This is a genomic window from Kitasatospora papulosa (assembly GCF_000717245.1).
In the GTDB taxonomy this organism is placed as follows: domain Bacteria; phylum Actinomycetota; class Actinomycetes; order Streptomycetales; family Streptomycetaceae; genus Streptomyces; species Streptomyces papulosus.
Genome location: NZ_JNYQ01000011.1, coordinates 95,850 through 116,171, shown reverse-complemented (window position 1 = coordinate 116,171; position 20,322 = coordinate 95,850). Strand labels below are relative to the sequence as shown.

The 20,322-nt window shown below is 71.6% G+C and carries 16 protein-coding genes and 1 riboswitch; of the genes, 5 read left to right on the top strand and 11 right to left on the bottom strand.

What is annotated here, in order from left to right:
• The first annotated feature begins 215 nt into the window (after positions 1-215).
• The gene (locus IA22_RS0125170) at positions 216-992 is read left to right on the top strand and encodes a VOC family protein (protein WP_030124913.1); all 777 of its coding nucleotides are present in this window, start codon (positions 216-218) and stop codon (positions 990-992) included.
• 158 nt (positions 993-1,150) lie between these two features.
• Here IA22_RS0125170 and IA22_RS0125165 read toward each other — a convergent pair whose 3' ends face one another.
• The 4 genes from IA22_RS0125165 to IA22_RS0125150 form a co-directional block, all read right to left on the bottom strand.
• A complete protein-coding gene (locus IA22_RS0125165; RefSeq protein WP_014153623.1) occupies positions 1,151-1,801 on the bottom strand; it encodes a thymidine kinase in 651 nt (216 codons plus the stop codon).
• Between the two features lie 56 nt (positions 1,802-1,857).
• Positions 1,858-3,045, bottom strand: coding sequence for an alkaline phosphatase family protein (locus IA22_RS0125160; protein ID WP_014153624.1), 1,188 nt, complete (start codon positions 3,043-3,045; stop codon positions 1,858-1,860).
• Entirely contained in the window at positions 3,045-3,641 is a 597-nt protein-coding gene (locus IA22_RS0125155) for a DUF5998 family protein (protein ID WP_014153625.1), read from the bottom strand. The genes IA22_RS0125160 and IA22_RS0125155 overlap by 1 nt, the downstream gene beginning before the upstream one ends.
• 73 nt (positions 3,642-3,714) lie before the next feature.
• Complete coding sequence (locus IA22_RS0125150; RefSeq protein ID WP_030124912.1) at positions 3,715-6,666, bottom strand: bifunctional acetate--CoA ligase family protein/GNAT family N-acetyltransferase; 2,952 nt, start codon at positions 6,664-6,666, stop codon at positions 3,715-3,717.
• Between the two features lie 165 nt (positions 6,667-6,831).
• On the opposite strand from IA22_RS0125150, the gene IA22_RS0125145 reads away from it, so the two are divergent.
• Positions 6,832-7,113, top strand: a complete 282-nt coding sequence (locus IA22_RS0125145) for an HPr family phosphocarrier protein (RefSeq protein ID WP_014153627.1) — start codon at positions 6,832-6,834, stop codon at positions 7,111-7,113.
• A 205-nt stretch (positions 7,114-7,318) separates the two neighbouring features.
• Here the strand turns inward: IA22_RS0125145 and IA22_RS0125140 are convergent, their stop codons facing one another.
• From IA22_RS0125140 to IA22_RS0125125, 4 genes are all read right to left on the bottom strand, one after another.
• The gene (locus IA22_RS0125140) at positions 7,319-8,023 is read right to left on the bottom strand and encodes a GntR family transcriptional regulator (protein WP_014153628.1); all 705 of its coding nucleotides are present in this window, start codon (positions 8,021-8,023) and stop codon (positions 7,319-7,321) included.
• Between the two features lie 235 nt (positions 8,024-8,258).
• A complete protein-coding gene (locus IA22_RS0125135; RefSeq protein ID WP_030124911.1) occupies positions 8,259-9,050 on the bottom strand; it encodes a M23 family metallopeptidase in 792 nt (263 codons plus the stop codon).
• Between the two features lie 13 nt (positions 9,051-9,063).
• Positions 9,064-9,231, bottom strand: a riboswitch (cyclic di-AMP (ydaO/yuaA leader).
• 204 nt (positions 9,232-9,435) lie between these two features.
• Positions 9,436-10,818: a M16 family metallopeptidase gene (locus IA22_RS0125130; RefSeq protein ID WP_030124910.1), complete on the bottom strand. Its 1,383-nt coding sequence runs from the start codon at positions 10,816-10,818 to the stop codon at positions 9,436-9,438.
• A 26-nt stretch (positions 10,819-10,844) separates the two neighbouring features.
• Entirely contained in the window at positions 10,845-12,206 is a 1,362-nt protein-coding gene (locus IA22_RS0125125) for a M16 family metallopeptidase (protein ID WP_030124909.1), read from the bottom strand.
• A gap of 246 nt (positions 12,207-12,452) precedes the next feature.
• Between IA22_RS0125125 and IA22_RS0125120 the strand changes: the two genes are divergently transcribed.
• On the top strand, positions 12,453-14,903 hold the full coding sequence (locus IA22_RS0125120; protein ID WP_014153632.1) for a DNA gyrase/topoisomerase IV subunit A: 2,451 nt from the start codon (positions 12,453-12,455) through the stop codon (positions 14,901-14,903).
• Positions 14,904-14,968: 65 nt separating this feature from the next.
• Here the strand turns inward: IA22_RS0125120 and IA22_RS0125115 are convergent, their stop codons facing one another.
• Together IA22_RS0125115 and IA22_RS0125110 are read right to left on the bottom strand one after the other, a co-directional pair.
• Entirely contained in the window at positions 14,969-16,033 is a 1,065-nt protein-coding gene (locus IA22_RS0125115; RefSeq protein ID WP_030124908.1) for a CobW family GTP-binding protein, read from the bottom strand.
• Positions 16,034-16,054: 21 nt separating this feature from the next.
• The gene (locus IA22_RS0125110; RefSeq protein WP_030124907.1) at positions 16,055-17,218 is read right to left on the bottom strand and encodes a citrate synthase/methylcitrate synthase; all 1,164 of its coding nucleotides are present in this window, start codon (positions 17,216-17,218) and stop codon (positions 16,055-16,057) included.
• A 141-nt stretch (positions 17,219-17,359) separates the two neighbouring features.
• On the opposite strand from IA22_RS0125110, the gene IA22_RS0125105 reads away from it, so the two are divergent.
• Both IA22_RS0125105 and IA22_RS0125100 read left to right on the top strand, forming a co-directional pair.
• Positions 17,360-18,679, top strand: a complete 1,320-nt coding sequence (locus tag IA22_RS0125105) for a citrate/2-methylcitrate synthase (protein ID WP_030124906.1) — start codon at positions 17,360-17,362, stop codon at positions 18,677-18,679.
• Positions 18,680-18,780: 101 nt separating this feature from the next.
• The gene (locus IA22_RS0125100; protein ID WP_051694842.1) at positions 18,781-19,023 is read left to right on the top strand and encodes a hypothetical protein; all 243 of its coding nucleotides are present in this window, start codon (positions 18,781-18,783) and stop codon (positions 19,021-19,023) included.
• 279 nt (positions 19,024-19,302) lie between these two features.
• Here IA22_RS0125100 and IA22_RS0125095 read toward each other — a convergent pair whose 3' ends face one another.
• Positions 19,303-20,310, bottom strand: coding sequence for a LacI family DNA-binding transcriptional regulator (locus tag IA22_RS0125095; protein ID WP_030124904.1), 1,008 nt, complete (start codon positions 20,308-20,310; stop codon positions 19,303-19,305).
• Between the last annotated feature and the right edge of the window lie 12 nt (positions 20,311-20,322).

Sequence of the window (20,322 nt, the reverse complement as noted above, 5' to 3'; positions counted from 1 at the left end):
CAGCCCGCGATCAGCCGCACAGAAGAGGACGTACCGATTCAATTCGGCCCTCGGCTCGGGCGGATGCCGGAAAACGCGGCGCGGCCGGGGTGCCTCGGAGCCTCAGTGGTGCGAGCATCTGCACGGAGCGTACGCACCCGTATCCGTACCGCTGGACGCCGCGCAGGCCCCGTCCCCCGTACGGCGATCCCGACGGTACGAGGAGAGAGAAGAAGATGACCGAGGCTGCCACCCGGCGCATTCCCGGAGCGCCGTGCTGGGTGAGTCTGATCGTGCACGGCCTGACTGCGACGCAGGATTTCTACAGTCGGCTCTTCGGCTGGGAGTTCCGTCCCGGACCCGAGCAGCTGGGGCCGTACGTCCGGGCCCTCCTCGACGGCAAGGAGGTCGCGGGCATCGGACAGCTCCCGCCCGGCCGGCACCTCCCGATCGCCTGGACGACCTATCTCGCCACCGAGGACGCGGACGTCACCGCGGAGGCGATCCGCTCCTGCGGCGGGACGGTGGCCGTCGGCCCCCTCGACGCGGGGCAGGCCGGACGCCTGCTGCTCGCGTCCGACCCGAGCGGGGCCGTGTTCGGCGCCTGGCAGGCCGCGGAGCACCTCGGCACCGCACTCGCGGGAACACCGGGCACCCCGGTGTGGAACGAACTGGTGACCCGGGAGACCGCCTCGGTCGCCAAGTTCTACCAGGCCGTGTTCGGGTTCGAGGCCGAGCCGGTCGTCTCGGCCGACTTCGACTACCAGACACTCCACCTCCAGGGCCGCCCGGTGGCCGCCCTGCACGGTGTGGGCCACGGCCTGCCACGCGACCGGGGCCCGCACTGGATGACCTACTTCCAGGTCGCCGACACGGACGAGGCGGCGGCGCGGGTGGTGGAGCTGGGCGGACACGTGCTCCAGCCCCCTCGGGAGGCCTCCAGCGGCCGGCTGGCCACGGTGGCGGACCCGGAGGGCGCCGTCTTCACGATCGTCCGTCCGCCGGGGAGTTGAGCCCCTCCGGGCCGCGGCCCCGGCGACGGCGTGCGCGTGACGGCGCCAACCGGGTCCGCCCACAGGGATGTTGCGCGGAAGCCGGGCGGATGGCGCCCCGTGCCGGAGCGAGCTCGCCGGAGTTCCCCGGCGGCCGCGGGTGCCCCTGAGGCCTGCGGTCAGGCGTGGTTGACCGGAAGGACGTCCGGCGACAGCGCACCCGCGTGGGACGCGGCGCTCGTCATGTGGCGGCGGTGGTGGCGGCGGCAGAGGACCTCGTAACCGATGTCCGCGGCCGGCCGGTCCACGTCACCGACGACGACCTGTTCCCCCTCGACCACCATGACCCCGCCCACCGTACGGGCGTTGTGCGTGGCGCGGGCGCCGCACCAGCACATCGCCTCGACCTGGAGCGTCTCCAGCCGGTCCGCCAGTTCGATCAGACGCTGCGAGCCGGGGAAGAGCTTGGTGCGGAAGTCCGTGGTGATGCCGAAGGCGAACACGTCGAGACCGAGCTCGTCGACCACACGCGCCAGTTGGTCGATCTGCTCGGGAGCCAGGAACTGGGCCTCGTCCACGATCACATGGTCGACCTTGTCGCCCTTCGACATCCGGCCCACGAGGTAGCCGTAGAGGTCCATCCCCGGGGCGGCCTCGACCGCCTGCGTCACCAGGCCGAGCCGTGACGAGAGCTTCCCCTCCCCCGCCCGGTCGTCGCGGGTGAAGATCACACCCTGCAGCCCGCGCGCGGACCGGTTGTGGGCGATCTGGAGAGCCAGTGTGCTCTTTCCGCAATCCATCGTTCCGGAGAAGAACACGAGCTCGGGCATGAGAAGGTGGGCGCCTTTCGAAGGTGGGGGGGGAGGTGCGGGAACGGAAACGTGGGCTACGAGCGTACTTCGAGGAGCGGGACCAGCTGTTCCACGGGGGTCAGCGAACCGTGCATGCCCACCATCGCGGACTCGTGGGGCTCGTTGGCCGAAGCGGTGATCACCACGTCGTCGTGCGCGGCCGCCACCACGTCACCGATCCTGCCGTACACCCGCTCGTCGATCCTCGGGCCGAACCAGCCCGCCGCTATGGCCTCGTCGCGGCTCGCCACCCAGAACTGCTCGCCGAGCACCTCGCGCCAGACGGTCAGCACGTCCGCCTGGGCACCGGGGACCGCGTAGACGTGGCGGGCGCGGCCCTCGCCGCCCAGCAGGGCGACGCCGGCGCCGAGCTCCCAGTCCTCGTCGAAGTCGATACGGGACTCCTCGTCGAACGGGATGTCGATCATGCCGTGGTCGGCGGTGACGTACAGCGCCGAACGGGGAGGCAGCTGCTCGGCGAGGCGCCGGGCGAGTCCGTCGACGTACATGAGCTGGCCCCGCCACGCGTCGGAGTCGACGCCGAAGCGGTGCCCCTGGCCGTCGACCTCGCTGTAGTACGTGTAGACGAGCGACCTGTCACCGGCGGCGAGCCGCTCGGCGGCGAGGTCCATCCGGTCCTCGCCGGTGAGACGGCCGAGGAAGGAGCCGCCGCTGAGCGCGACCTTGGTCAGGGGGGTCTGCTCGAAGCCGGGGGCGGAGACCTGCGCGGTGCGGACGCCCGCGGCGTCGGCCAGCTGGAAGACCGTGGGGTACGGCTGCCAGGGCTTGAGCGCCGTCCACGGCTTCCAGCGGAGCTGGTTCATCAGCGCGCCCGTCTCCGGGTTGCGCGCCGTGTAGCCGGGGAGGCCGTGCTCGCCCGGGGGGAGGCCCGTACCGACCGAGGCGAGCGAGGTCGCCGTGGTGGAAGGGAACCCCGAGGTGATCGGCCGGCCGGTGCCGCCGCGGGAGGTGGGCAGCAGCGAGTGCAGGAAGGGGGCCTCGTCCGGGTGGGCCTTGATCTGCTCCCAGCCGAGCCCGTCGATCAGGAAGACGCAGTTCCGGTCGGCGGGGGTGAGCTCCGGGATCATCGCCTCGAAGCCGGGTACGCCCTGCCCCGCGACGAGCGTCGGCAGCAGATCCGCGAGAGATCCGGTGCCGTACTCGGGTACGGGCGCGGCCTCGGGAGCGAGCAGGACGGGGTCCTGCCAGGCGGGCTGGACCATCAGCGGGTGGCCGGCGCTGTCGCGGCCGTCGCCTCGGAGAGGCACTGGGCGAACGCGAGGGTCTGACGCACCGTGTCCGGGCCGTCCCCGGCCTCGCTGACACGGAGGCTCAGGTCGTCGGCGGTGGAGCTGCCGGTGTAGCCGTGGTCGGCCTCGCAGTTGGGGTCGCCGCAGGCCGCGGGCTCGAGGTCGATGCGGGAGACGGCGCCCCAGCCGATGGTCAGGACGACCTCGCGGGGCAGCGTGCCCGGCACGTACTTCTCGGGGTTGGCGACCACGCGGCTGACCACGACGGACGAGATCCGGTCGAGCTTGACCGACTCGGTGGACGTCGTGGCATACGGCGTCGGGGAGCTCGTGTCGGCGGCCTGCTCGTCGGTGTGGCTCACGATGAAGCGGGTGTCCGTCAGGACGAGGACCGTGACGTGGCGGCGGACCTCGTTGGAGTCGAAGGTGGTCTCCTGGTGCACCAGGTACGAAGCGACCGGCTCCCCGCCGACGGCGGCCTCCACCGCCTCGGCCACGAGGGCCGGGTAGTAGCCGCTGCGCTCGATCGCCGCGCGCAGCCCCTGGGTCGTCGTACCGGTCTTTGCCATGCAGACCATCCTACGGGGGGCCGGTGACTGCCGGGGACTCCGTGCGCGGGTTCCCTCGCGGGCCCGTGCCCGCTCAGTAGCTGGGGAGCCGGCGGGGGCCGAGATCGCTGCGGGCGGGCGGCGGGGCCAGCCGGACGGTCGCCCCGAGGACCGTCAGGCCCTGCGTGGCCACGACGACGGGTTCCAGGGCCACCGAGACCACCTCGGGGTGGTCGTCGACCAGCCGGGACACCCTCAGGAGCAGCTCTTCGAGCGCCGCGGTGTCCGCCGGAGCGGCGCCGCGCCAGCCGAACAGCACCGGAGCAGCCCTGATGGACCGGATCAGCTCGGCGACGTCGCGGTCGGTGGCGGGTACCAGGCGGTGGGCCGTGTCGCCCAGCAGCTCGGAGGGCGCACCGGCCAGGCCGAAGGAGAGGACGGCTCCGGCGGCCGCGTCGATGGACGCCCTGACGACGGTGTCGACCCCCCTGGGCACCATGGCCTGGACGACGGGCCGGAGTTCGGCGGGTGTACCGAGCAGCTCGGTGAGTTCGTCGTACGCCCTGCGCAGGGCGTTCTCGTTCACGAGGTCGAGCCGGACACCTCCGAGGTCGGCGCGATGCCTCAGATGGGGTGCGGTGGTCTTGAGGGCGACCGGGTAGCCGAGCTCCGCGGCGGCGGCGACGGCGGCCTCCGGGTCGGGCGCGGGGAGCGCCGGCCGTACCGGCACTCCGTAGCCGGCGAGCAGTTCGCGCGCCTCGTCGTGGGTGAGGGGACGGCCACGGGGGTCGGGGTCCGGGCCGAGGAGCGTCTCGATCAGCCCGGCGGTGGCGTGCTCGTCGATGGTCTCGTCCAGGAATTCGGGCACCTTGCCGGGAGCCGCCGCGTGACGTCGCCACTGGGCGTACTTCACCACCTCGGCGAGCGCGCGCACGGCTCGCTCGGCGGCGGGGTAGGCGGGGATCCGCCCGGCGGAGGGCCTGGTGCCGTCGGTGGCGTCCGCACTGTCGGTGGTGTCGGCGCTGTCGGTGGCGGCGCCCGCGCCGGACCTGCCCGGCCGAGTGGCGGCGGACGCGGCCGGGGAAGAGGTCCGCGCCTGCGGGGCCGCGGCGGCCGGATGCGGCCCGGGCCGGTCGGCCGGCCCTGGCTGGTTGGCCGGCCCTGGCTGGTTGGCCGTGCTCGTGGCGGCGGCGAGGGCCTGGGCAAGGCCGCCCATCTCCACGTGCACCACCGCCACCGGCTTCGCGGGGCCGGTGGTCGCCGCCTCACGCAGGGCGGCCGCCAGGACCTCGCCCTCGCCGGTCAGCGCCTCGCCGTTCTCACCGACCCAGGGGATCGCGGTCACGATCACGGCGTCGCACGTCCGGTCGGCGAGCGCCTCGGCCAGTGCGCGCCGGAAGTCCCGCGGACTCGCCTCCGTGGTGAGGTCGCGGGGCGGGCGCGGGCGCAGCCCCTCGGCCAGACAGGCGTCGTAGGTGAGGAGGCCGAGCGACTCCGAGTTGCCGAGGATCGCCACCCGTGGACCGTCCGGCAGGGGCTGGCCGGCGAGGAGCAGGCCGACGTCGACCATCTCCGTCACGGTGTCGACGCGGATCACCCCGGCCTGACGCATCAGCGCGGAGACCGTCGCGTCGGGGATGCGGCTGACGGGTACGGCGTGGCCGGGCGGGTTGGTCCCGCTGTGCCGGGCGCCCTTCACCACGACCACGGGCTTCACGGCGGCGGTCCGCCGGGCGAGCCGGGTGAACTTGCGCGGATTGCCGAGTGATTCGAGGTACAGCAGGGCGACGTCGGTGCCCTGGTCCTCGTACCAGTACTGCAGGAAGTCGTTGCCCGAGACGTCGGCACGGTTGCCTGCGGAGATGAAGGCCGACAGTCCGGCACCCCGGCGGTGCAGCCCGGACAGGAGGGCGATCCCGATGGCTCCGGACTGGGTGAAGAGTCCGATGCGCCCGGCCTTGGGCGACTCGGGGGCGAGGGAGGCGTTGAGGCGGACCGATTCGGAGGTGTTGATGATGCCGAAGGCGTTCGGGCCGATGATGCGCATGCCGTACGAACGCGCCTGCCGCACCAGTTCCCGCTGGCGCTCCCGCCCCTCGGCGCCGCGCTCGGCGTAGCCGGCGGAGAGGACGACGATTCCCTGGACACCGTGTTCCCCGCAGTCGGCGACGACCTCGGGCACCCGGTCGGCCGGGACGGCGACGACCGCGAGGTCGACCTGCTCGCCGATCCCGCCCACGGAGCGGTGGGCGGGCACCCCCTCGACCGTGCCGAGGTCGTCGGCGAACGACGTGTTCACCGCGTACGTGCGTCCGGTGAAGCCGGAGCCGAGGAGATTGCGCAGCACGGTCCGGCCGACGCCGCCGGGCGCACGGCCGACGCCGATGACGGCGACGGATCCGGGGGCCAGCAGGCGCTGGACCGAACGCGCTTCGGCGCGCTGTTCGCGGGCGCGCTGGACGGCGAGCGACTCGGCGGTGGGTTCCAGGTCGAGGGTGAGGTGGACGGAGCCGTCCTCGAAGCTGCGCTGCTGGGTGAACCCGGCGTCCCGGAACACTTTGATCATCTTGTTGTTGGCGGGCAGCACCTCGGCGGCGAAGCGGCGGATGCCCCGCTCCCTGGCCACCGCGGCGATGTGTTCGAGGAGGGCCGAGGCCACCCCGCGGCCCTGGTGGGCGTCCTGCACGAGGAAGGCGACCTCCGCCTCGTCCGCCGGGGCGGAGGCGGGCCTGCCCCGGTCGTCGATCCGGTCGTAGCGGACGGTGGCGATGAACTCGCCGCCGACCGTGACGGCCAGCCCCACCCGGTCGACGTAGTCGTGATGGGTGAAGCGGTGCACGTCCCGGGCGGAGAGACGTGGATACGGGGCGAAGAAGCGGTAGTACTTCGACTCGTCGGACACCTGCTCGTAGAAGCTGACCAGCCGCTCGGCGTCGTCCGTGGTGATGGGCCTGACGCGCGCGGTGCCACCGTCGCGGAGCACCACGTCCGCCTCCCAGTGGTCGGGGTACGCGTGATGCGGACTCTGCTCCGGAGTGGGCTCCATGGGCAAAGCCTACGGCCCGGGGCACGGGTCTCGGCCGGACGGTGACAGGGGCACGCTGGGGAGCCGGCGGGCGGTGGGCGACCGGTCGGCCGGTACCCGGCACAGCAGTCCGCACCGCATGAGAGACTGGTCTAGACAACTCATCGTTACGTGAAGGGCAGAACCATGGCTGAGCGCCGCGTCAACGTCGGTTGGGCCGAGGGCCTGCACGCCCGCCCCGCTTCCATCTTCGTCCGTGCCGCCACGGCCTCCGGCGTTCCCGTGACGATCGCCAAGGCCGACGGCAACCCGGTCAACGCCGCGTCGATGCTCGCGGTGCTCGGCCTGGGCGCCCAGGGCGGCGAGGAGATCGTGCTCGCGTCCGAGGCCGACAACGCAGAGGTCGCCCTGGACCGTCTGGCGAAGCTGGTGGCCGAAGGGCTCGAGGAGCTCCCGGAGACCGTCTGATCCCGGCCACTTCCCGCCGGAATCATTTTCATGGAAAGCCGCGGCACCCCCAGGGGGTCTGCGGCTTTCTCTTTTTCCGGATCCGGATCCGGATCCGGCACCGCACACTCGCCGAAACGGCATACACAGCACCCGCAAAAACCTGAATCAGGGCAGCGAAAAGAAAGCCCTCCGGCAATTACTCTCTTTGTATACGGCGCAATTGTTAATGGCGGACTCCCGCGATGTTTACGGGGTGTTGCGAACTTCTCACCCGGGCCGCGCCCGCCGCGCGCACGGAGTGGTCCGGGCGCCGCAGCCGGTGCGCGGCGGCGGCCCGCTCCGCGTGCTGGGCGGCGAGTGCCCGGGCCCGCTCCGCGTCACGGCGCGCGACGGCGTCGACGAGGGCGCCGTGTTCGGCCCACGAGTCGGCGGGGCGGACCGGCGCCTCGACGGCGTACATCCAGGCGATCTTGTGCCGGAGCTGGGTGAGGAGCGCGATCAGCGCGGGACTGCCCGACGCCTGGGCGAGCGTCTCGTGGAACCAGCCTCCCAGGGAACGCAGGTCCTCCCCCTCACCCCTGCGCACCCGCTCCTGCCCGAGCCTGACCAAGCCGCGGAGCACCTTGAGATGTGCCTCGGTCCGGCGCTGGGCGGCTCGGGCGGCACCGAGGGGCTCCAGGAGCATGCGCATCTCGAGGAGGTCCGCGGCCTCCTGCTCCGTGGGTTCCGCGACGCAGGCGCCGGCGTGCCGGCGGGTGACCACGAACCCTTCGGACTCCAGGGTGCGCAGCGCCTCTCGCACCGGGACGCGGGAGACGCCGTACCGGCGCGCGAGCACCTCTTCGGTGAGGCGGCCACCCCGCTCGAAGACACCGGAGACGATGTCGTCACGGATTGCCGTGCATACCGAATGCGCGGGAATGCGCATGTCCGAACCTCCGCCTTAATCCCCGCGAAACGCGGCCGATCGACGCCTGTTCTGTGACTCTATTGCAACCGGCCTGAATTTCCGACGGCGGGGTGGAATCCATGGATATCTTTTGGCCAGGAAGCACTTCCGCGAGGACTCCGGCGGGCGCCTTCGAAGGTGACACGACGAAGGCCCCGGCGGATGCCGGGGCCTTCGTCGTGTCCGTCCGGACACGGTGTCGCGCTGCGTGGGGTCAGACCTGGACGCCGTGGGCACGGAGGTAGGCGACGGGGTCCATGTCCGAGCCGTACTCGGGGGTGGTGCGGGCTTCGAAGTGCAGGTGAGGACCGGTGGAGTTGCCGGTCGAGCCGGAGAGGCCGATCTGCTCGCCCGAGCCGACGCTCTGGCCGACGGAGACGCCGATCGAGGAGAGGTGGCCGTACTGGGTGTACGTGCCGTCCTTCATCCTGAGCACGATGTTGTTGCCGTACGCGCCGCCCCAGCCGGCCTCGACGACCGTGCCGGCGCCGACGGCGAGGACGGAGCTGCCGGAAGCGGCCTGGAAGTCCACGCCGGAGTGGCTGCCGGAGGACCAGAGGGCGCCGCCGGACCGGTATCCGGTGGTGACGTGGGATCCGGCGACCGGCAGGTGGAAGGCGTTCAGCCGGGCGCGCTCGGCGGCGCGGGCGGCACGTGCCTTCTCCTCGCGGGCCTCCTTGGCGCGGGCCTCGGCCTTGCGCTCGGTCTCGGCCTTGGCCTCCGCCTTCGCCTTGGCTTCGGCCGCGGCCTTCGCGGCGGCGTCCGCCTGCTGCTTCTGGGCCTTCGCCTGGGCCTCGATCTGGGCGGCGAGGGTGGTGTCGAGGGCGACGGTCTGGGTGAGGCCGGTGCTGCCGGCGGTGACCTCGGAGTCCGCGGCGAGGGCCGGGGAGGCCGTGGCACCGATGACGCCGGTGGTGGCCAGGGCGGCGATGCCGGCGACCTTGGCACTCTTGCGCGTCAGTCGGCTCGGGGCACGGTGCTTCCCGGTGGCACGGATGAACGCCATGGAGGGGCTGGTCCTTTCCTTCCTTCTCGCCTACCGGGTTAGCTGACGGGTTCGGAGCAGGAAGGTCTCCTACGGGCCGCCGGACCTCTGACGAGGCACGGAGATCCGATTCACCCCAGGGACTTCGTGGGTCCCCGGCTCCCCAGGCTCGCGCCTGACGGGGACTCGGCGATGGCTGTCCGGCGCCGCGGGCGCGGCAGTCGTCCGGCGGACAGCCGGGCCGACGCTAGAGCGGGGCGCTTTCCCTCACCAAACGGAAAGGGCCTTTTGTCGCACATCCCACAGGATGAATGACGCTATAGACCCCAAAACAGACACATGGCGGGGCCCCGGCGAGCGCATGCCCGCCGGGGCCCCCGTCATGTCCTGTTCTGTCGGCCTTCGGTCAGCCGCTGACGACCGAGACCTCGCCGATGCCGAGCGCCCTGACCGGCTCCGCGATCTGCGCGGCGTCCCCGACCAGGACGGTGACGAGCCGGTCGACGGGGAACGCGTTGACCACGGCGGCGGTCGCCTCGACCGTGCCGGTCGCGGCCAGGCGGGCGTACAGCTCGGCCTGGTAGTCGTCCGGAAGGTGCTGCTCCACCTGGTCGGCGAGGGTCCCCGCGACGGAGGCCGCCGTCTCGTACTTCAGCGGGGCGACGCCCACGAGGTTCTGGACGGCCGTCTCGCGTTCGGCGTCGGTGAGTCCCTCGGACGCCAGGGTGCGCAGGACCTTCCACAGGTCGTCTAGCGCGGGACCGGTGGACTCGGTGTCGACCGAGCCGCTGATGGCGAGCATCGCTGCGCCGGTCGCCCCGGAGGAGGAGCCCGGCGCGGTCGAGCGCAGCACCTGGCCGAACGCCCGGACACCGTAGGTGTAGCCCTTCTCCTCACGCAGTACGCGGTCCAGCCGCGAGGTCAGCGTGCCGCCCAGGCAGTACGTGCCGAGGACCTGGGCCGGCCACACGCGGTCGTGCCGGTCCGCGCCGATGCGGCCGATCAGCAGCTGCGTCTGCACGGCTCCGGGACGGTCCACGATGACCACGCGGCCCGTGTCGTCCGCGGTGATCGGGGGAACGGGCCGGGCCTGTCCGGCGTTGCCCGACCAGTCCCCGACGGTGTCGGCGAGCAGCGCGTCCAGGTCCACCCCGGTGAGGTCGCCGACGACGACCGCCGTCGCCGTGGACGGACGGACATGGGCGTCGTAGAAGGCGCGTACGGCGGCCGCGTCGATCCGGCCGACCGTCTCCTCCGTGCCCTGGCGCGGACGCGACATCCGTGCCGTGGCGGGGAAGAGCTCCTTGGAGAGCTGCTTGGCGGCCCGACGGGCGGGGTTGGCCTGCTCGTGCGGGATCTCGTCGAGCCGGTTGCCCACCAGCCGCTCGATCTCGCTCTCCGCGAAGGCCGGGGCCCTCAGGGACTCGGCGACGAGGCCGAGGGCCTTGGCCAGCCGGGAGACCGGGACCTCGAGGGAGACGCGGAGACCCGGGTGGTCCGCGTGGGCGTCCAGCGTGGCACCGCAGCGCTCCAGCTCGGCGGCGAACTCCTCCGCGGAGCGCTTGTCCGTGCCCTCGGACAGGGCGCGCGCCATGATCGTGGCCACACCGTCCAGGCCCTCCGGCTCGGCGTCCAGCGGGGCGTCGAGGAAGATCTCCACGGCGACGATCTGCTGGCCGGGCCGGTGGCAGCGCAGCACGGTCAGCCCGTTGGGCAGGGCGCCACGCTCGGGCGCGGGGAAGGCCCAGGGACGGGCCTCGCCGGCGGTCGGCTGCGGGTGGTACTCCATCGCTACTCCAGTCACGGCGGCGTCGGTCACTTGTCGGCCCCCTCGTGCGCGTCGGTGCCGTCGGCCCCGTCGGTCTCCTCGGCCGCCTCGACCGGCTCGTAGACCAGGACCGCACGGTTGTCGGGGCGCAGATGCGCCCGGGCGGCGGCCTTCACCTCGTCGGCCGTCACGTCGAGGACGCGGCCCACGGCGGTCAGGGCGAGCTGGGGATCACCGAACAGGACGGCGTACCGGCAGAGTTCGTCCGCGCGGCCGGCGACCGTGCCCAGCCGGTCCAGCCACTCGCGCTCCAACTGCGCCTGTGCCCGCTCCATTTCCTCCGGGGTCGGGCCCTCCTCGGCGAAGCGGGCCAGCTCCTCGTCGACCGCCGACTCGATCTGCGGCACCTCGACACCGCCGGACGTCTTGACGTCCAGCCAGCCCAGCGAGGGTGCGCCGGCCAGCCTGAGCAGCCCGAACCCCGCGGCGACGGCCGTACGGTCACGCCGGACCAGGCGGTTGTGCAGCCTGGACGACTCGCCGCCGCCGAGCACGGTCAGCGCCAGATCCGCGGCGTCGCACTCGCGCGTACCGTCCTGCGGCAGGCGATAGGCCGCCATCAGCGCACGCGCGGGGACCTCCTCGCGGACCACTTCGCGCAGCTGCTCGCCGATGATGCCGGGCAGCGAGCCGTCGCGCGGGGGCTGCTTGCCGTCGTGGGAGGGGATGGAACCGAAGTACTTCTCGATCCAGGCAAGCGTCTGCTCCGGGTCGATGTCCCCGACGACGGAGAGGACCGCGTTGTTCGGCGCGTAGTACATGCGGAAGAACGCCTGCGCGTCCTCCAGGGTCGCCGCGTCCAGATCGGCCATCGAGCCGATCGGCGTGTGATGGTACGGATGGCCCTCCGGGTAGGCGAGCGCGGTGAGCTTCTCGAAGGCCGTGCCGTAGGGAACGTTGTCGTAGCGCTGACGGCGCTCGTTCTTGACGACGTCCCGCTGGTTCTCCATGGACTCCTCGTCGAGCGCGGCGAGCAGCGAGCCCATCCGGTCGGCCTCGAGCCACAGGGCCAGCTCCAGCTGGTGCGTGGGCATCGTCTCGAAGTAGTTGGTGCGCTCGAAGCTGGTCGTGCCGTTCAGGGAACCACCGGCCCCCTGCACCAGCTCGAAGTGCCCGTTCCCCTTGACCTGGCCCGAGCCCTGGAACATCAGGTGCTCGAAAAGGTGAGCCAGGCCCGTGCGTCCCTTGACCTCGTGCCGGGAGCCGACGTCGTACCAGAGGCAGACCGCGGCGACGGGGGTCAGATGGTCCTCGGAGAGCACCACGCGCAGGCCGTTGGCCAGACGGTGCTCGGTCGCCGTCAAGCCGCCGGAACCGGCTTGGGCTGTGGCCGTGTGACCCATGGGCATGTACGTCCCTTCGATCGGTACAGGATTTCCTGCCGGACCTGCCACTCTAGGCAAGCGCACGGGCGCCTGGCGAAGTTCCCGTCGGGTGAGTGTTGTCGTAGATGCTGCCGTAATCAGGGGCTCCGTGCAGGGCCCGTGGGCCGCTTCGGACGGGTCGAGGTCGGCGTTGTCGGTGCGGCGGGCCACAATGGTCGGCGTCAGAACCTGAGGTTGCCCGACAGAATCTGTGAAGGAGTCGCAGCCGCGATGGCCCGCCGCAGCACGAAAACCCCGCCGCCGGACGACTTCGAGGAGAAGATCCTCGACATCGACGTCGTCGACGAAATGCAGGGCTCCTTCCTCGAGTACGCGTACTCGGTGATCTACTCCAGGGCTCTGCCCGACGCCCGCGACGGCATGAAGCCCGTGCACCGCCGCATCGTGTCCCAGATGAACGAGATGGGGCTGCGCCCCGACCGCGGCTACGTGAAGTGCGCACGCGTGGTCGGCGAGGTGATGGGCAAACTGCACCCGCACGGTGACGCGTCGATCTACGACGCACTGGTGCGCATGGCACAGCCGTTCTCGATGCGCCTGCCCCTCGTGGACGGGCACGGCAACTTCGGCTCCCTGGGCAACGACGACCCGCCTGCCGCGATGCGGTACACCGAGTGCCGGATGGCCGACGCCACGTCACTGATGACGGAGTCGATCGACGAGGACACCGTCGACTTCCAGTCGAACTACGACGGCCAGGAGCAGGAGCCGGTCGTCCTCCCGGCGGCGTACCCGAACCTCCTGGTCAACGGCGCTTCCGGGATCGCGGTCGGCATGGCCACCAACATGCCGCCGCACAATCTCGGCGAGGTCATCGCCGCCGCCCGCCATCTCATCCGGCACCCGGGCGCCGACCTCGAGACGCTGATGCGCTTCGTACCGGGCCCCGACCTGCCCACCGGTGGCAGGATCGTCGGCCTCGGCGGCATCAAGGACGCCTACGCCGCCGGCCGGGGCACGTTCAAGATCCGTGCCACGGTCGCCATAGAGAACGTCACGGCCCGGCGCAAGGGCCTCGTCGTCACCGAACTGCCCTTCACCGTCGGCCCGGAGAAGGTGATCGCCAAGATCAAGGACCTGGTCGGTTCGAAGAAGCTCCAGGGCATCGCGGACGTCAAGGACCTCACGGACCGGGCGCACGGCCTGCGTCTGGTGATCGAGGTGAAGAACGGCTTCGTGCCGGAGGCCGTGCTGGAGCAGCTCTACAAGCTGACGCCGATGGAGGAGTCCTTCGGCATCAACAACGTCGCGCTGGTCGACGGGCAGCCGCTCACCCTCGGGCTGAAGGAGCTCCTGGAGGTCTACCTCGACCACCGCTTCGACGTGGTGCGCCGGCGCAGCGAGTTCCGCAGGACCAAGCGCCGCAACCGGCTGCACCTGGTCGAGGGCCTCCTGGTGGCGCTGCTCGACATCGACGAGGTCATCCGTCTCATCCGGGACAGCGACAACTCCGCGCAGGCGAAGGAACGCCTGATGGAGCGCTTCTCGCTGAGCGAGATCCAGACCCAGTACATCCTGGACACCCCGCTGCGCAGGCTCACGCGCTTCGACAGGATCGAGCTGGAGACCGAGCGCGACAAGCTCTCCCAGGAGATCGCGGAGCTGACGGCGATCCTGGAGTCGGACGCCGAGCTGCGCAAGCTGGTCTCGTCCGAACTGGCCGCGGTGGCGAAGAAGTTCGGCACCGACCGGCGTACGGTCCTGCTGGAGTCGGCAGGTTCGCAGGTCGCCTCGGTGCCGCTGGAGGTCGCCGACGACCCGTGCCAGGTGCTCCTCTCCTCGACCGGCCTGCTCGCCCGTACGGCCAACGCCGAGCCGATCGAGCAGACCGAGGATGCCAGGCGCACGAAGCACGACGCGATCGTGTCGGCCGTCCCGGCCACGGCACGCGGCGACGTGGGGGCGGTGACGTCCGCGGGACGCCTGCTCCGGCTCTCGGTGATCGACCTGCCCCAGCTGCCGGACACCCATGCGGCGCCGAACCTGTCGGGCGGGGCCCCGGTCGCGGAGTTCCTCACGCTGGAGGCGGACGAGCAGCTGATCTGTCTCACCACGCTCGACGAGGAGGCGCTCGGACTCGCCATCGGCACCCTGCAGGGGGTGGTGAAGCGTGTGGTGCCCGACTATCCCGCCAACAAGGACGAGTTGGAGGTCATCACGCTGAAGGACGGTGACCGGATCGTCGGCGCGACCCAGTTGCGCACGGGCGAGGAGGATCTGGTCTTCATCACGTCGGACGCGCAGTTGCTGCGCTATCCGGCGGCCTCGGTCCGTCCGCAGGGACGCCCGGCGGGAGGCATGGCCGGCGTCAAGCTGACGGAGGGCGCCACGGTCCTCTCGTTCACGGCGGTGGATCCCTCGAAGGACGCCGCGGTGTTCACGGTCGCCGGGTCGCACGGCACGCTCGACGACTCCGAGCGGACCTGGAAGCTGACCCCGTTCGACCAGTACCCGCGCAAGGGCAGGGCCACCGGCGGGGTGCGCTGCCAGCGCTTCCTCAAGGGTGAGGACGTCCTGGTGTTCGCGTGGGCCGGACGGGTCCCGGCCCGGGCGGCGCAGAAGAACGGCGCTCCGGCGGAGTTGCCGGCGCCGGATCCGCGCCGTGACGGTTCGGGGACGCCGATGACGAGCCGGATCGCGGTGATCGCCGGACCGCTGTAGGAGACGGGCTGACGAGGTCTCCCGCGTCCGGATCTCCATGCCGGTCCGGACGCGGGGACCGGGCCTCAGGCCTCGTCGTCGCCCGGCTGCCGCACGTACCGCAGGACGCCCCACATGCTGCGCTCCAGTTCCTCGGTGGCGTCGTGCCACTCGTCCCGGCATCCCTCGAGCTCCTTGCGCAGCGAGGCGGCGTCGACACCGGCGCCGATCAGGACGAGCTGGGTCCGCCGCGGTTCGTCGCGGGCCCAGCGCTGCGGCACGAAGCGCAGGAACCTGCCGACGGCGTGCAGCGTGTACCGGTTTCCGGGGTCGCCCGCGCCGAAGTCCACGAATCCCTTGATCCGGTAGAGGCCTGCGGGCCTGGAGTCGAGGAACGCCATGAAGAGGCGGGGGCTGAGCGGTACGTCGGCGGTGAAGGAGACGCTGTCGTACGCCGCGTGCAGATGGTCCGCGTGTGTGCGGTCCGCCTCGGGGAGCAGGTCCTCGAACGTCAGCTGGCGGAAGGAGTCGTCCTCGTCGGCCCTCGTCACGGGGTCGAGGAGAACCTCCGGGTCGATCCTCCCGTAGGCGGAGCAGATGACCGCCGCGCTCCCGCCCGCCGCGTCCACCGCTTCCCGCACGGCCCGCAGTCCGGCCTCGGTGACCCGGTCGGTCTTGTTCAGCACGATCAGGTCGGCGACCGCGAGGTGGCGGTCGATCTCGGGGTGACGCTCCCGTGTGGCGGGGAATTCGGCGGCGTCGACGACCTCGACCAGTCCCCCGTACCGGATGTGCGGATTGTCGCTGGCCAGCAGCATCCGTACGAGTTCCTGGGGCTCGGCGAGACCACTCGCCTCGATGACGATCACGTCGAGCCTGGCGGCAGGCGCGGTCAGCGTCTCCAGGTAGGTGTCGAGCTCGCTCGCGTCGACGGCGCAGCAGAGGCAGCCGTTGCCCAGCGAGACCGTGGAACCGACCTGCCCCGCGACGGTCATGGCATCGATCTCGATGGACCCGAAGTCGTTGACGACGACGCCGATGCGGTTGCCCGCCCTGTTGCGGAGCAGATGGTTGAGCAGGGTCGTCTTGCCTGATCCGAGGAACCCCGCCAGGACGACGACCGGGATCTGCGGGGCGCTTGGCGGGGTCAACGGGGCCTTCCTCGGGGTCGTTCAGAGCGCGGGCACGGGGCAGGGGGGCGGGGTCCCCACATAGCGGGCCGCCGGACGGATGATCTTCGAGTCCTCCGCCTGCTCCAGGATATTGGCGCTCCAGCCGATCATGCGCGCGGCACAGAACGTGGGGGTGAACATCGCGCGCGGCAGTCCGCAGAGCTCCATGACGACACCGGCGTAGAACTCCACGTTCGTGTGCAGCTCACGCCCCGGTTTGAGCTCGGCGAGGATCGCCTCCACCTGTCGCTCCACCTCCACCGCGAAGTCGACGAGCGGGCCGCCGAAGCTCTGGGCGACCGAGCGGAGCATGCGTGAGCGCGGATCCTCGGTGCGGTAGACGGGGTGCCCGAAGCCCATGATCCGCTCCCCCGCGAGGACGCGTTCGCGGATCCAGCCGTCGATGCGGTCCGGGGTGCCGATGGCGTCCAGGGTGTCCAGAGCGCGGCTGGGCGCTCCGCCGTGCAGCGGACCGGAGAGCGCGCCGACGGCTCCGACGAGGCAGGCGGCGACGTCGGCACCGGTGGACGCGATCACCCGGGCGGTGAAGGTGGAGGCGTTGAAGCCGTGGTCGACGGTGGAGACGAGGTAGCGCTCGACGGCCGCCGTCCGCGCGGCGTCCGGTTCCTCGCCCGTGAGCATGTAGAGGTAGTTGGCGGCGAACGGGAGGTCGTCGCGCGGCTCGACCGGCTCCAGTCCCTGGCCGAGGCGGTACAGCGACGTCAGCAGGGTGGGAACCGCGGCGGACACGGCGAGCGCGTCCTCGCGGCGACGGTCGGCGCCGATGTCGTAGACCGGGCGGAATCCGGCCGAGGCGCCGAGCAGCGAGAGGGCGGTACGGAGGCCGGCGAGAGGCCCGGAGACCACACCGGCGCGGGCGATCGCAGGCAGCGCCTCCCGTACCTCCTCGGGCAGTCGGCGCAGTCCGGCGGTGCGGACGGCGAAGTCGGCGCCCGCCTCCCGGCCGGGCAGTTCGCCGTAGAACAGGAGGAACCAGACGTCCTCGAAGCTGCGGCTCTCCGCCAGCTCGATCGCCGAGTACTGCCGGTAGTGGTAGAAGCCCTCGCGTCCGCGCACGTCTCCGAGTCCCGTGTCGGTGACGATCACGCCGGCGAGCCCCCGGGGCACGTCGAGCGGGGTGGTTTCCGTGTGCGTGGCAGGCATGGCAGGTCTCTCCTCCACCGATGAGTTGCACATTGATTCGACTGTCCATGATTGACTGAAGCACTGTCAATGTTGATTGAATCAATATGAAACCTCGTCGGAGGTGATCCGTCATCAACGGATACGGATACGGTGGACGCCATGACGCATGACGCGGTGCACCACACCGGCACGCAGGCCGCGGAACACGGCGGGGGCCCCTCGGCGCACAGGCTCACCACCCGGGAGGCGGCCGAGCGGCTGGGGGTGAAGCCGGAGACCGTGTACGCGTACGTGAGCAGGGGCCAACTGGCCAGCAGGCGGACTCCCGGCGGACGCGGGAGCACGTTCGACGCCACCGAGGTCGACGCCCTGGCCCGCCGTACCGGGCGCCGTGAATCCCCACCGCCGCCGGCGGGTGACCTGGTCTTCCGTACCGCCCTCACCCTCATCGAGCCGGACCGCTACTACTTCCGGGGCGTGGACGCGACCGAGCTCGCCCGTCACCACGGCTACGAGGTGGTCGCCGAGTGGATCTGGACGGGTGAGTTCCGTCCGGAGACCCGGTTCACCGCGTCCGCGGAGTCCCTGGCGGCGGCACGGCTCACCGCCGCTTCACTGCCACGGCACAGCAGCTCGACGGACCGGCTCCGGGCCGCTGTCGCCGCAGCCGCGGCCTCGGATCCCCTGCGGTTCGACCTCTCGGCCGAGGGAGTGCTCATCAGCGCCCGCAGCCTGATTCCCACGCTGGTCGGCGCGCTGCCGGCAGCCGGTGCTTCCGACGACGTCGGCGAGGGCGACGGCTCGCTCGCCGCGCGGCTGTGGCCGAAGCTCTCCGCTCGGCCCGCCGACGCGGCGTCGCTGACCGTCCTCGACACCGCACTCGCGCTGCTGGCCGATCACGACCTCGCGGCCTCGACGCTGGCGGCCCGCATCGCCGCGTCGACCCACGCACACCCGTACGCCGTCGTCTCCGCGGGACTGGGTGTGCTGGAGGGACCGCTGCACGGCGCCGCGAGCGGGCCGGCGCACCGCATGCTGTCCGAGGTCGTGGACCGGGGCGGCGCGGCCCCGGTGGTCGCGGATCACCTGCGTGCGGGCCGACGCGTACCGGGACTCGGGCACCGTCTCTACACCGGGGAGGATCCGCGGGCGACCGCCCTGTTCGCGCTGCTCGACGAGATGCCACAGGCGGCCCCGGCGATGGAGGCGGCCCGTGACGTGGTCGCGACCACAGCACGCCACGCACCCCTGCACGCCAATGTCGACCTGGCACTGGCCGTCTTCTCGGTCGCGTGCGGCCTGCCCGTCCAGACGGGCGAGACGGTGTTCGCCGTGTCCCGTACGGCGGGCTGGATCGCCCATGCGATGGAGGAGTACGCGGAACGGCCGCTGCGGATGCGGCCGAGCGGACAGTACGTCGGGCCGCGCCCGCCTCGGCCGCTGCCCGCACCGTCGGCCCCGGACGCGACAGCCCTGTAGGCGCCTGAGCAGGAACCGGGCCGGGAAGCGCGAGCGGAGCGATCCGGCCGGACATGTGACTCGGTACGCTCGCCCTTCGGGAAGGGGTGACCGCTGCGATGATGACGCGGGCAACTGCCGTCGCGATGGTGCAGAAGATCATGGATGGGGGCTGTGCCGACGACGCCGAGGCGGACGGTGTGCTGGAGGCACTCGACCGGGGCCTTGCCTGTCCGAGCGGCTACGTCTGCAACCTGATCTTCTGGCCCGAGGGGCGGGAACCAACCGCGGCAGAGGTGGTGGAGCAAGCTCTCGCCTACAGGCACCTCGCGCCGCGAGGGAGCGGCAGGCCCGTGCCCGGATGACCGGTGCGGCTGCGGTGGTGAGGGCAGGGCAGCCGCGCCCGTCGTGCCGGGCGGCGACCGCACGCGAGCCCTTGAGCGTGTTCTTCCTCGCGCTGCCCGGACAGCCCGGCCGTCGGGCGGCCTCCGGGACCTCCTCGGTCAGGCGACCGCTGCGTCAGCCACGCCTCGCCGTCACATGACCAGCCGACGGTTCCGGGCGCGGTGCCGGCCGCCAACGCCGAGCCCGCGAGGGGTCGGCCCTGCAAATTAGCTACAGCTGACGCAAATTCTCGCCGGTCCCTACTGGGGCAGGCGGGCCGTGGAGCCGCGAACCACCAGCTCCGGCTCGAAGAGCAGCTCGTCGGACGGCACCGTACGCCCGCCGATCTGCACCGCGAGGAGCTCGACGGCGGCCCTGCCCATGGCTTCGATCGGCTGGCGCACCGTCGTCAGCGGCGGCTCGGTGCAGTTCATGAACGCCGAGTCGTCGTAGCCGACGACCGAGACGTCCCCCGGCACGGACAGACCACGGCGGCGTGCCGCGCGGACCGCGCCCAGGGCCAGTGGGTCGCTGGCGCAGATGACGCCGGTGACACCCTGGTCGAGCAGCCGCGTGGCGGCGGCCTGTCCGCCCTCGAGCGAGAACATGGCCCGGAACACCCATTCGTCCGGCACGGTCGCTCCCGACTGGGCGGCCAGCGCGCGGGCGGCGGCGAGCTTGCGCTGCGAGGGCATGTGGTCGGCCGGGCCGAGGACGAACCCGATCCGCTCGTGGCCGAGCGAGACGAGATGGCGCCATGCCTGCTCGACCGCCACCGAGTCGTCGCAGGAGACCGCCGGGAATCCGAGGTGAGCTATCGCGGCGTTGATCAGGACGACGGGGATCTTTCGGTCGGCGAGCACCTTGTAGTGATCGTGAGGTGCGTCGGCCTGGGCGTACAGCCCGCCGGCGAACACCACGCCGGAGACCTGCTGCTGCAGAAGGAGTTCGACGTAATCGGCCTCGGAGACCCCGCCCTTGGTCTGCGTGCAGAGCACGGGGGTCAGGCCCTGCTGGGCCAGCGCGCTGCCGACCACTTCGGCGAAGGCCGGGAAGATCGGGTTCTGGAGCTCGGGCAGGACCAGCCCGACCAGCCGGGCGCGCTCACCACGCAACTGCGTCGGTCGCTCGTAACCGAGCACGTCCAGTGCGGACAGAACGGATTGCCGCGTGGCGTCGGAGACGCCTGGCTTGCCGTTCAGCACGCGGCTGACCGTGGCCTCGCTGACTCCTACTTTCTGGGCAACCTGAGCAAGTCGTCGCGTCATGAACGCAAGATT

Excerpts from the sequence above, each read along its gene's own strand:
- IA22_RS0125170 (WP_030124913.1), top strand. The coding sequence starts at position 216 with ATGACCGAGGCTGCCACCCGGCGCATTCCCGGAGCGCCGTGCTGGGTG.
- IA22_RS0125165 (WP_014153623.1), bottom strand. The coding sequence starts at position 1,801 with ATGCCCGAGCTCGTGTTCTTCTCCGGAACGATGGATTGCGGAAAGAGC.
- IA22_RS0125160 (WP_014153624.1), bottom strand. The coding sequence starts at position 3,045 with ATGGTCCAGCCCGCCTGGCAGGACCCCGTCCTGCTCGCTCCCGAGGCC.
- IA22_RS0125155 (WP_014153625.1), bottom strand. The coding sequence starts at position 3,641 with ATGGCAAAGACCGGTACGACGACCCAGGGGCTGCGCGCGGCGATCGAG.
- IA22_RS0125150 (WP_030124912.1), bottom strand. The coding sequence starts at position 6,666 with ATGGAGCCCACTCCGGAGCAGAGTCCGCATCACGCGTACCCCGACCAC.
- IA22_RS0125145 (WP_014153627.1), top strand. The coding sequence starts at position 6,832 with ATGGCTGAGCGCCGCGTCAACGTCGGTTGGGCCGAGGGCCTGCACGCC.
- IA22_RS0125140 (WP_014153628.1), bottom strand. The coding sequence starts at position 8,023 with ATGCGCATTCCCGCGCATTCGGTATGCACGGCAATCCGTGACGACATC.
- IA22_RS0125135 (WP_030124911.1), bottom strand. The coding sequence starts at position 9,050 with ATGGCGTTCATCCGTGCCACCGGGAAGCACCGTGCCCCGAGCCGACTG.
- IA22_RS0125130 (WP_030124910.1), bottom strand. The coding sequence starts at position 10,818 with ATGGAGTACCACCCGCAGCCGACCGCCGGCGAGGCCCGTCCCTGGGCC.
- IA22_RS0125125 (WP_030124909.1), bottom strand. The coding sequence starts at position 12,206 with ATGCCCATGGGTCACACGGCCACAGCCCAAGCCGGTTCCGGCGGCTTG.
- IA22_RS0125120 (WP_014153632.1), top strand. The coding sequence starts at position 12,453 with ATGGCCCGCCGCAGCACGAAAACCCCGCCGCCGGACGACTTCGAGGAG.
- IA22_RS0125110 (WP_030124907.1), bottom strand. The coding sequence starts at position 17,218 with ATGCCTGCCACGCACACGGAAACCACCCCGCTCGACGTGCCCCGGGGG.
- IA22_RS0125105 (WP_030124906.1), top strand. The coding sequence starts at position 17,360 with ATGACGCATGACGCGGTGCACCACACCGGCACGCAGGCCGCGGAACAC.
- IA22_RS0125100 (WP_051694842.1), top strand. The coding sequence starts at position 18,781 with ATGACGCGGGCAACTGCCGTCGCGATGGTGCAGAAGATCATGGATGGG.
- IA22_RS0125095 (WP_030124904.1), bottom strand. The coding sequence starts at position 20,310 with ATGACGCGACGACTTGCTCAGGTTGCCCAGAAAGTAGGAGTCAGCGAG.